Source organism: Pantoea trifolii, from assembly GCF_024506435.1.
Taxonomy (GTDB): domain Bacteria; phylum Pseudomonadota; class Gammaproteobacteria; order Enterobacterales; family Enterobacteriaceae; genus Pantoea; species Pantoea trifolii.
In genome coordinates, this window is sequence record NZ_JANIET010000001.1 from 2469843 (window position 1) to 2480935 (window position 11093).

General features: G+C 54.0%; 9 protein-coding genes. All 9 read right to left on the reverse strand.

The features are described 5' to 3' along the window. Position 1: 1 nt before the first annotated feature. Positions 2–535 carry a type VI secretion system lipoprotein TssJ gene (gene tssJ / locus NQH49_RS11505; protein ID WP_256696705.1) on the reverse strand — a complete coding sequence of 178 codons (534 nt, stop codon included), beginning with the start codon at positions 533–535 and terminating at the stop codon, positions 2–4. Next, positions 510–1607 (reverse strand): type VI secretion system baseplate subunit TssG, encoded by a 1098-nt coding sequence (tssG, locus tag NQH49_RS11510; RefSeq protein ID WP_256698423.1) that lies wholly within the window; start codon positions 1605–1607, stop codon positions 510–512. Before tssG ends, tssJ begins: the two co-directional genes overlap by 26 nt. After that, complete coding sequence (gene tssF / locus NQH49_RS11515) at positions 1562–3325, reverse strand: type VI secretion system baseplate subunit TssF (RefSeq protein ID WP_256696706.1); 1764 nt, start codon at positions 3323–3325, stop codon at positions 1562–1564. Before tssF ends, tssG begins: the two co-directional genes overlap by 46 nt. 29 nt (positions 3326–3354) lie before the next feature. After that, on the reverse strand, positions 3355–3852 hold the full coding sequence (locus NQH49_RS11520; protein ID WP_256696707.1) for a DUF805 domain-containing protein: 498 nt from the start codon (positions 3850–3852) through the stop codon (positions 3355–3357). Between the two features lie 41 nt (positions 3853–3893). Further along, positions 3894–4604, reverse strand: coding sequence for a YidX family protein (locus tag NQH49_RS11525; protein ID WP_256696708.1), 711 nt, complete (start codon positions 4602–4604; stop codon positions 3894–3896). Positions 4605–4623: 19 nt separating this feature from the next. Beyond that, positions 4624–6207 carry a type VI secretion system protein TssA gene (tssA, locus tag NQH49_RS11530; RefSeq protein WP_256698424.1) on the reverse strand — a complete coding sequence of 528 codons (1584 nt, stop codon included), beginning with the start codon at positions 6205–6207 and terminating at the stop codon, positions 4624–4626. Continuing rightward, a complete protein-coding gene (locus NQH49_RS11535; RefSeq protein ID WP_372340026.1) occupies positions 6204–9497 on the reverse strand; it encodes an ImcF-related family protein in 3294 nt (1097 codons plus the stop codon). Before NQH49_RS11535 ends, tssA begins: the two co-directional genes overlap by 4 nt. Before the next feature lie 119 nt (positions 9498–9616). Beyond that, positions 9617–10735, reverse strand: a complete 1119-nt coding sequence (locus tag NQH49_RS11540; RefSeq protein ID WP_256696709.1) for a KPHS_23130 family T6SS system protein — start codon at positions 10733–10735, stop codon at positions 9617–9619. 5 nt (positions 10736–10740) lie between these two features. Further along, on the reverse strand, positions 10741–10995 hold the full coding sequence (locus NQH49_RS11545) for a PAAR domain-containing protein (protein ID WP_256696710.1): 255 nt from the start codon (positions 10993–10995) through the stop codon (positions 10741–10743). Positions 10996–11093 lie beyond the last annotated feature (98 nt).

Below are 11093 nucleotides of genomic sequence, written 5' to 3' on the forward strand. Positions count from 1 at the left end.
ATTACTCCTTCTTCACGGCCAGCAAGGTCAACGTTCCGTCGCCCAGCTCAATAATGCGCGCCTTGTCGGGATCGAGGTCGTCGCGCGTCATCACCAGTCGCCATTTTTCATTCTGCTGGTCCGGCGACAGGAACATGCCCGCAATCGCCACAAACTGGGCGCTCTCTTCCATCGGCACATCGATACTCACTGACTCGCCGGGACGCACGCTCACCGATTTCTCCGCCACTAAATCGGCCTTAAGCGCCTGGCTGTCGGCAGCGAGCAGAGACGGATAATCGGAGGTATCAAACGCCTTACGGTCTTTAATTTGCCAGACGCGCACCACGGTGGTCAGTGCCGCGCCCTGCGCGTTGCTGTTAACACCTTCGCGTGCGACAAAGTCGAGATGCAGCGTTTTAATCTGCTTATAGAAAATGGCTTTGGTCATCGAAACAGTGCCGTCCGTCACTTTCTGCGTCAGCCCGCAGCCGCTGACGGCCAGCGCGAATATTATGGGGAGCAGGGTTTTACCAGCGGTAATCGCCTTCTTCATCGGTCTCAATCCTTGATGTGTTTAACCGGACTCGCTCATAGCGGCCGAGCTGAATAGTAATGACGTCTTTTATTTTTACACTCTGCTCCGCTAACTGCGGCAGCACGGCGGTGCGCCCCAGCTGCACAGCGCTGGCACTTTTGCAGCTTAGCTGCGCATCCGGCAGCAGCTGGCGCTCCACGCACAGCTCTAGCCGCGCATCTAGCTTCGCCCCGAGATAAACGTGCAGCATCGCCATAAAATCGCCGTGCAGTTGTCCGCCTGGCAGCCAGCCGCTCACTTCGTCGGGATTGCGCGTGAACAACCGTATCAGTACCTGACCGTTAATGTCGGTGGCGTGCGTGCCCATCACCGGCCGATTTTTCATGCTCACCGGCTGACGTACGCTCATCGCCAGTACGTTACGCTGCTCAATGCGTCGCGGCTCCCAGTGCATGACCTCCGCTCGCGTATCCGGTGCCAGCAGACTCACTAGCGAACTCACGCCCTCGCCGGTACGCCCCGGCAGCAGCATCACCGGTAGCAGCGCCAGAAAACGTGACACTGGCGTTGCCACATTTTCGGCGCACCCTTTAATGCCCAGTCCGGCCAGCCCCAGCAGATACTGCGAGGTATTATCGCGGCCACCTTCTGCGAAGGTTGCCGGATAGGAATACTTGCGCCAGATGCGGTAGAACTGCGTGGTCAGACGGTGATTGAAGATGTCGAGGAAATCCTGCATCGCCTCGTGGCCATCGCGACGCTGGGCGATGTCATCGATATAACGCGTTGGCAGCGGCGATTCGGTGCCATATAACCCCATAAAATTGACGCGCACCGTCGGCGGCAAACCGGGACGGGCAGGATTTTCATAGCCGCGGATTTCGCCCGCCGGGAAGCCCATGCCCGGATGCGGCCGAAAGCGCACCGGCTCATGGCGTACCTGCCAGCCGCTGCCGGGCACTGGTGCATCGGGGTCGCTCCGCTCAAGCAGCTGGCAGAAGCGGTAAAAGTTCATGTAAGGCAGCTGTTCACCCAACTGCGCGATTAGCCGGGCAGGCGCTGGCTGTGATTCTCTTTCCACCGGATGTATTTTCCTTCTGGCCGGATGATGAGGGAGAGCTGAATGAACTGATTCATGTCGGCGTAAAGCGAAAGGAAGCGGTTGAGCATCTCGCCGAAAAGGTTGATGTCGCCGTCACCGGTGAAACCGTTGCTGTCTAGAGTGATTTCCACCTCAAGACCACGCAGCAGATGACCGTTTTCAAAGCGCTGCAGGCGGTGATGCTGCACGTCGAGAATGGCGTCGAGCTTGCGGTTACACAGCTCGTCATCCTGCCAGTTGTAGAGCGCCAGCGTGCCGCGTAGCACTTCTGCACTGCTCATCATATTGATGAAGCCAGAGCCGAGATGGCTCAGCACGCGCCAGTGAAAGCGATCTTCTGCCGGTGGATAAGCGGGCAGCGTTGGACGACATAGGTTGCGCACCGTCACCGGCGTCTGTAATACCTGTTCGCAGCGATCCAGCAGCGTGCTCTGCAGCGCCCGACGCGGTAGTTGACCGTTAGTGCCGGTGATGCGTAGCGACAGCGTGTCTTTCGCCAGCTCCTGACCCGCTTCCCATTGCTGGCCGCCGAGAATGAGCCAGGTATCATGTAGCCCGCTTACGCCTTTACGCACACGAGTATGGAAATAGCGCTCAGGTGCCTGTCGACGCATCATGCCGCCCTTGTGGCGGAAACTGGAGAACGGCACGTAATCCGCGCTGCCGCCAATGCCCGAACCGTTAACCGCATCCACCGCGTAGATTTCGGTATGCCCGTCCTGCAGTCGCTTCGGACGAAGCAGGTATTCGCTCTCCAGTCCGCTGACCGTTAACGGATCGGCCTCCAGCGTGAACAGGTTAATCACCGGCACGCAGTGCAGGCGCAGCGACTCGTCCGTCACCGGCAGATCACTCTGCCACTGCGCGCTGAACACCACCTCAATATCGAAATACGCAAGGCCCGGCGGCAGCGTGATATTCTCCAGCCCGTTGAGATGAACAAAGCGGAATTTCTCCGGGAAGGTGAAGTATTCGAGCAGCAGTTGATAGCCACTAAAAGCGCTATCGCCCTTGGGCCACAGCCGATCCTCCTCGCCAAATCCGCCGGGGCTGAACCAGCCGTCGAGCCGCGCACGCTCTCCCTGACCCGCGAGGCGGATGTACAACGCCGCCTGACGACGCGTCAGCATCTGGTGCAGCGCATTGCCAACCGGCACGTCTTCGCCCAGCCAGAAGCGCAGGCGGCTCAAATCGGTCTGATTCCAGTCAGCCTGGCCGCTGCTGTTGATGCGGATGCGCAACAGTGAACGCCCGTCCGGCTCAGTTGCCATTGTCACACCAGCGACTTCCAGCGGATTCAGCGTCAACGCCTGCGTGGTACGGTAGCGGCACACGGTGTTTTTCGGGCCAACCGGACGTGAATAGACTTCCAGTCCGGCTGGCGCGACCTCTGCCATTTTCATTTTCGGCAGGTCCGGCGTCATCGCCACCACCGACAGCGACGGAATAGTGCGCAGGTAGTGTGGCCACAGCATGCTGACCAGCCCTTCGGTCAGTTCCGGCAGGTCGTCGTCAATTTTCTGCCGCAGCCGACCGACGGAAAAGGCAAAGCCCTCCAGCAGACGTTCAACAAACGGGTCCGGCGCGCCAGCCCGGTCAAGGTTAAGCATCGCGGCGCGATCAGGATGCGTAGCCGCGAATTCCTTTGCGGCATCACGCAGGTAGCGCATTTCGGTATCGTAATAGCGCAGGGTGAGATCTTTCATTATGTAGCTCTGATTTTATTTTTATTGCGTTAATGTGGAAGCGGTGATGGTCTTACTGAAGGTTTGCAACACAAATATGTCAGGTAAAAAATAACGCTCAAATTCAATACGAGACTTGCCCAAATCGATATAGAGAGTGCAATATCCCATGAAAAATGATTTGCAATACTGCTGACCAGAGCACCAAGGAATGCAGGAATAATAAAAATATTGCTAAGTAGCAGGCTACTAAACCACCAGCCACTTCGACCAATATCATGCATTCTTCTTACGCCCAAAGACATAACAGGGATGATAAGGATGCTTATAAATAAAAGTTGAAGAGAAAACCCCATCGAAAGGTACAACAAGATATCAATTATGCCATTGCCGGTAAGAGTCAGCATTCCAGTTATTGCTGAATATAAATTCAAAGCTAATAAGTTTATCAGAATGAAACCCCAAAACTCTTTCCGACTTGCGCATCCTTTATAATTAAATATGTTTCGCCACCCACCGGTGTAACATCTGATGATGCATCTAATCATCTCACCCTCTTATTAGATTGATGAATATCCCTATCCTATTACTACTTTGCAGTAAGTAGATATAGCGGAATAAAAACAACATCCCCAATTAACGTGACAGGTGTCAATGCAAGTTTTAAGGCTACCGAGCCACTGTCGAACTTATCGTAACGATATGATGAATAAAATCGCACCTGATAGCTTTCATCGAGTGATGTTGTCTGAGGGAAAGATGAACCTAACCTCATTCTATTGATAATGATGCCCTCAACGGTCACTGAACGCTGTAAATAGCCTTCAACTGATGAAAACCGCTTATCCTCAAGCGCTTTCTTTTGTGATTGAGTTAATGTAGCTAAAGGTTTTCGAGTTCTAACGCTCACTGTTTTTTGGAATTCTGCATTAGTGTTCTTACTGTAGTAGCCTTTAAGATTCATATCGATAAATTTATCATCATTGTTCATTCTTAATGGCACTTTCTTCATCAAATCGTTCAATGCCAATAATTCATTACCGTTAACCGTCACAAAATAGATATTATCGTCCCCAACGAATCCTACGCCTTCATCTGGAAGTCTAATAATGTCTCTTCCAGTGCCATTATCTCCTTCAGTCAGATGTACATTTTTATACTCGAACATCCCGCTAATTCGATCAGAGAAATTCATTTCTCGCACAGTTGTTGAGCGGGTGTCACTTAAGCTCCATAAGTAATAAGTACAGCCTGTTAATGAAAAAACCATCATTACAATAATCGCGCGTAAAACCAGCATATTAAATTCCTTTTTGTTTTTAACCCAGTAACACCACAGCGCGTGCCGCATCGATATGAACCAGCCCAGCTAACAGTTGTTCCATTTCCGGCTGCACTCGCGCTTTATCCGCTTCACTACGCCCGGCGCGAGTGCGTAGGAGTTTTAACCGCCTCGATTTCACTTCAAACAGCAGTGACGGTTCCCACTGGCCGAGCGTCATGTCATCTGCGCTGCTATCAAGCCCGCTAAGCAGATGTAACGCCATTTCCTGACGCCCGAACTGCTCAGCGACGCGCGCCATCAGCAGACGCAGCAGCCACTGCTGTCGCGGTAAAGCAGTTCCCGGCCGATGCTGCAACCATGTCAGCGCCGTTTCGATACCTTCGCGATCGGCCAGCTCTACGGCTTCGCTTTCCAGTTGCAGAATGTCATCTTCATTGCTGGCACCGGGAGAAGCTGACGACCCTTCGCCCCAACCGGGTTCGGTGTTCATCACCTGCTGCTGTATCCAGCCGAGCGTCACCTCATCGGCAAACGGCGTACCGTCGCTGAACGCCAGCGTTTCCAGCCCGGTCAGGCGCGACAACAGTCCTTTAAGATCGTCCTGCACGATGGCGGCAAGCGTGGTGTTGCCGGCGCGCGTCAGCGCCTGATGGATGTACCACTGCAGGTCAAGCCAGAAATGGTTACCACCACGCGAAAACAGGCTGTCGGCCTGCTCGGTCAGTTCCTGCCAGCTCTGCTGCAGCCAAAGACGTTTAAGCTGAGCGCGCTGGTCGGCCTTAGGCGGTTCGATACGGCTTTTGCCGTCGCCGGAAAGCGGCGGCAGTTGCAGCAGCGTATCGTGGCGCAGGGATTTCATCAGACGGTGCGCAGCAAGCCAGCCGCCAGGTTGATCGCGCAGGTATTTCGACAGCGTGCGCGCCTGATCCAGCAACTCGCGCCCGGAGGCAATCGCCACCATCTGTGGCTCAGCCGGACCGCTTGTTTGATGCTTATCCCCTTCACCCGCTGCCTGCGGCACCACCGCATCCGGGCCACCCGCTTTGAGCAGACGATTTTCCAGTGCCGCATACAGACTGCCCAGCCCGGCACCGCCGTGCTCCAGGCTCGCGTCTTCAATCAGCAACAGTGCGCCTGCGATACGCAACACATCCTGTTTGGTGACTTCTGGATAAAGTGAAAGTGTGTCGAGCATGCGCGAACCGGCGGGCCAGCGCAGCGCCGCTTCACGGCTGCGCGCACGTTGTGGATGCAGGCTGCTGCCAAATTCCGCCAGCAGCCCGGCCATCAATGAAAGGCCATCAGCCAGCCCGGCTTCGCCATCAAGCTGCAGGCGTGCCCAGCTGTACCAGGCCGCCACGCGGATATCTTTAGTAACAGAGGTGAGAAGGTTTTCCGCCAGCTCGCAGATAAGCGTGGTGTCCGCTCCGGAAAGGCGGTTCACCTCCTCTTGCATCTGCTGAAAACCGTCGTGATAGGTCGGGTCTTCCCCGGCGGGATTGTCCGCCGATATCGGCTGCAGCCAGTTATTCCACAGTGCAGTCTGCTGTTTTGCCTGGGCGCGCAGCGTCTCAGCATCGACACCGCAGGCGCTGATTAAGGATTTAAGCGGCATTATTCGTCCTCCGTGACGTTCAGGTCTTCCGGCGCGGCAGTTGTGGCGCTCTGGAGAAAAATATCGGACGGCAGCGTGAAGTTGCGCAGCCGCAATAGCGCCAGCGGGCCTTCACCAGCCTCGGTGCGCAGAATGTAATTCAGCATGCGGCCATCGGGCGCTGTCCAGCTGAGTTGCCAGCTGCTGCTGATACCCGGATTAGCGGTGACCTGCGCCTTGTCCAACAAACGCATCAAGCCCCAGCCTCCCGGCATATCGCCATACAGGCGGGTACCCGCCTCGGTGCTGACCCAGCTCAGCGTTGCGCCCGGCGCTTCGGTATCCGCCGGCCAGGTGAAGCGCTTCCAGGCGGGCATCTGGTTCACGTACTCCAGCTTCTGGCTGTCGATGGTCAGCGTCGTCTGCGAAACACCCGCCGCCGTACCGGGACGCAGCTCAAAGTGCAGTCCCGCTTCACCGGTGGTAAACACCACGTCGGAAATCTGACTCAGTTGGTTAATCGCCTTCAGGAACGCAGGGTTGAAGGTCAGCCCCTGCGCATTGATGCTGTCCGGCACCCAGCGTGTGCCTTCGCGGTGCAGCACGCCGTTAAGTCGCGTTTGCAGGAAGCGGGTGATGCGGCCGGTATCGCTGTTGAGATACTTCGCCAGTAGCGGCAGAGAAACTTCGCTGCTGACGTTTTTGAACGGATAGCGACCGCCAAAGGCACTGTTCCACTCGCTCACTACCGCCTGTTGCCACTGGGCGTTGAGACTTTCAGCCGCCGGACTTAATACCTGCTGCCAGGCCTGCTCCATCGGGCGCACAAACACCGTCTGCCCGAAGCCGCTCCACTCCTGTCCCAGACCAGCAGCAATCAGACTGCCGTAGTCGCGGGTTTCAGTCAGATCGACAGTTTTGCCCTGGAACACCGTCTGCGCCAGCGTCTGCGTCATCGCCTGCGGATCGGCAGCGTTGGTGACCTGCTGCAGACGCAGGCGCACCTGTGTGACGCGGGTCAGGAAGGTACGCAGATTCATTGACGACGTGCTGCCCTGCGCGTCGGTCAGCGACAGCAGCGGACCGAAGGTCGCATCCAGCGGACCGCTCGGCCCGGCATTCTGATCAATTGCCGGCAGCTTCTCTTTGCTGAACAGGTTCTGCGCCGACTTCACCAGCGAGTCGGCCAACGCTCCGCCGGTCTGACCGGTGCGTCCCTGCACGTTCAGCGTGTTCATCAACGCCACTAGCGGCGACTGGCGCACGTCGGCCATCAGCGTCAGCTGGTCAATGGCATCCGACAGTGTCGGCGCGGGCTGCAGGCGCAGGCTGTTGAGGAAGTTCAGCCAGGCCGCGCTGTAATCGGCGAAGTACCGACTTGTGAGCTGTGCTTCCAGTGCATCAGGCGAGGAGGATTTCCCGGTCAAGGGCGGATTATCGCCCAGCACCCAGTCCATCTCCTCGCGCCGGGCATTGGCCACTTTATCAATCGCGGGTTTCACGCCGTCGTCCCATGCCTGACGGGTGAACATACCCGGTACCACTTCATCAGTGCTGAACAGCAGCGCCGCATCGGTATCGCCAGTCATGTCAGTAAGGCGCATATCGGCATAGTTGCGCGACACCTGCGCCAGCACCTGCTGATACAGACGCGATTCGCTGTTGCTGACGCCTAGCTGACGCACCAGTAGCGCGCGCACCTGGCCGGTCATTTCCGGGTCCGCCTTTAGTTTCCATTCAGGATGCGTAACCAGACCTGCGCCGTAAAACGCCAGTAAGCCGGGCGCTGTGCCCTGCCAGTAACCTTTAGCCACATCTGCGCGCTGCGCCCAGTCCTGCATCAGCGCCTGGCTGAACCATGCTGAATCCATACGCTCCGGGCGCACCAGCATCAGCCACAGCTTGAGCTGGGCGTAAGCCGGTTTGGCGAGCGTGTCGCGCAGCGGGCTGTCGGGCGGAAGGTCAGCGATCGTCTGCAGCTCCTTACGCAAATGCGTGGCTGCCGCATCGCGCAGTAACGGCAGCGCCGCCTGCGCGTAACGCGGCCACAGTGCCGCCAGCAGCGCGTCGTTTTGATTCAGCCCAAGACGGCTGTACCAGGGCGCACCGTGCTCCGCACGATGTTGCAGGCGCTGCATGGTTTTCTGCAGATCAGAAAGCGCCATCAGACGCTGCTGCAGCGGTTGTCCAGTATCGGCCGCCTGCATCGCCTGCGTGTGGGCGTTGCTGATAACGCTGCTGTTGGTGGTGAACGACACCAGCAGGCCCGTGCCCCAGGCAATCACCGCCAGGCACGCCACGGATGCTAGTAGCCGCGACCAGGAAAAGCCGCGACGCTGCGGACGCAGGTGCGCCGGCAGCGAAGTGAATGTAGACGGCAGCGCATCCCAGCGGTTATCGCGGCCCCAGTGATTGGGCACCGCACGTTCAGCACCTTCAGACGGCGGGCTGAATACCAGCCCCGCCAGCGGTAGCGGTCGATACGGATTCTGCAGTGGTGCAATAAGCGCGTTGAGTGTTTCAGGCTCATGCGTCAGTTGATCTGCCAGGCTCAGCAGGAAACGATGCTGCGGCGAACCAGCCGCCTGCTGAATACCCTGGGTGGTGAGCTGCGCTGCCAACTCCGCCAGCAACTTGTCTATTTTGCCTGTTGTCAGTGTCTGAACGCCCACCGCCTGAGTAATACGGCCTTGCTGCTTTTCGGCGCGCGGATGCAGCGACCAGACATAAAGCGGCAGCCGCCAGCCTAGCTTCTCATAGCGTGCCGATAACGCATGCGCGGTGGCGTCCATCATGGCTGCAGAGGGCAAGGATGTGGCAGATACACCCGAAATATCGGCAAGATGGTCAATGGCAGAGGTAACCCAGATCATCGCATCCACAGGTCGACGACGCAGACGTTTGAGGGCAGTCAGCCAGCTTTCATCGGGTGAGGATGCGGGATCGCCGCCCCAGAGTATTAATGTGCCGCGATCTTCTTGCCAGAGCTGGTTAGTCAGTCCGGGTGTGAGTCGTTCAACATCAGCCATGCTTCCGGTGACAAGCAGGATCCGTACTTTGCATTTCCAGAAGTGGCCATACTGAAGGCGCAGTGCGTGGCGTATCTGATGGAGGGTATCACCATAATTTTGAGCAGAAACATTTTTAGCTTGTTGTGATGATTTGCCGCTTTCAAGAACTTTTTGAGGATTATATTGCTGCTGACCTTTACTGCTATCCATTTTTTGCAAAAAATAAACAACAAAAACTGCCATTACTAATATCGCAATACTACAGCCCCAAATAAGCCAGACATGTTCCCTGCTCATCCCCATAGCATCAATGCTATTTCTGAAGATATAAATCAGGAATGCACTTGCGCATGCAAGCGCTACAACTAATATGGCATATCCAGTCATACTTATACGTTGTGTAACGGGCAGCATTTTTGTTGTCATGTGAACAACTTCCTTGTAATCAGACAAAGTGAATAAGTTTTATCTCTATTGCCTGAGATTAATAATTGCATTTCTTCCGTCTTAATTGCCGCATCGATTAATAACGAAAGCGAAACAGGAAAAGAGAGTGGCCCCGCAGGTCCAAAAGAATCATTGATAACCAAAAAAGGGTGCCGCGAAGGAAGGGCCCATTTATTGGAGTCTGCATACTGGGCAAGCTTGATTTGATCTGCTTTCTCGATTCCTGACAACCAAACTTTCTTGATATCAGAACCATTCAACTTGTTATATTCAATCAACATGTCAAGTGACTGAATCAATGATTCAGAATGTAAAAATCGTCCAACACCTGCTCTGATATTCAAGGAATCACTCTTGATTACATCTAAATTACATATAAGGCTGGCAGTAATAAATTCGCTATAGTCACCTTCTCTCGCATTGGGCCAATCTTGCAACACAATGATGAGTGTCATTCCTTTCATCGTACAAGATTCAGTTCCTGAATAAAAATCATCAAATGAAGAAAGAATATCCGGAATCATATCCCATTGTCTAAATACTGCCTGAGAAATGGATTGGGTATCATGCTTATTTGTTTTTAGCACAGCGATATTATATAAGTCATTTCTATAACCTGGAGATTCACGCTCAATACCTTCGTCTAAAAACTTAAGCCGGGCGTTTATATCTGAGAGTCTATTATGCAGGGCCCTACACTTTTCAGGATAGGCTGGAATATCCTTCAATTCCCCTATTAAAGACTGACTCCCCTTTTCTTCAGGACATAAGATAATATTCGCTACTATTGGTCTTTGCCACATAGCCCAACGTTGCCATTGAGATTTAGTATGTTGTGTCTGAGCCTCCCATAAAATTGCAGCATTAGTCGATTTCTCATAACGAAACCATGCGATTCCTAATAGGCATAGCCATGCTAACACGCACGGCAATGCTCCATTTATAAAAATATCGATGTAATTTTCGGCATGGAATATAAAAATGGAAAAAAATGCACCAGCTACAATCAAACCTAACAGAGCAATAAGCCAGAATTTACTAGATGGAGCACTCAATGACTTCTTCTGTGGAATGTCAGGAATTGGCCAATTCATCTTATTTATTCAACCATTTCATTCCGAAAACTAATTATTTTACAGCCACATTCACAAATACAATCATGAGTTACCACCTGAACTCCGTTATCCAATAAAGTAGGCTCACCCTGTTTAATGAGGTTATTCCCATGCAATGGACATGACACTATATCTCCTACTAACGCAACTTTCGCTCCTTCAATATACATGGTTGATGAAGCGGATATTACTTTACCGCCGTGTGATGTTTCATCTCCTAAGCAAGTCACTGCTGGCATACATTTCACCTAAAAATTCAAAGTTAGCCCTAATGAACATCATTCGAAAATTGAATGATTTTCAAATTATATAGATACATAATAAATAATGAGCATAG

What these genes read in the sequence shown, in the direction of transcription:
- tssJ (WP_256696705.1), bottom strand. Translation starts at nt 535, where the DNA reads ATGAAGAAGGCGATTACCGCTGGTAAAACCCTGCTCCCCATAATATTC.
- tssF (WP_256696706.1), bottom strand. Translation starts at nt 3,325, where the DNA reads ATGAAAGATCTCACCCTGCGCTATTACGATACCGAAATGCGCTACCTG.
- NQH49_RS11520 (WP_256696707.1), bottom strand. Translation starts at nt 3,852, where the DNA reads ATGATTAGATGCATCATCAGATGTTACACCGGTGGGTGGCGAAACATA.
- NQH49_RS11525 (WP_256696708.1), bottom strand. Translation starts at nt 4,604, where the DNA reads ATGCTGGTTTTACGCGCGATTATTGTAATGATGGTTTTTTCATTAACA.
- NQH49_RS11535 (WP_372340026.1), bottom strand. Translation starts at nt 9,497, where the DNA reads ATGGGGATGAGCAGGGAACATGTCTGGCTTATTTGGGGCTGTAGTATT.
- NQH49_RS11540 (WP_256696709.1), bottom strand. Translation starts at nt 10,735, where the DNA reads ATGAATTGGCCAATTCCTGACATTCCACAGAAGAAGTCATTGAGTGCT.
- NQH49_RS11545 (WP_256696710.1), bottom strand. Translation starts at nt 10,995, where the DNA reads ATGCCAGCAGTGACTTGCTTAGGAGATGAAACATCACACGGCGGTAAA.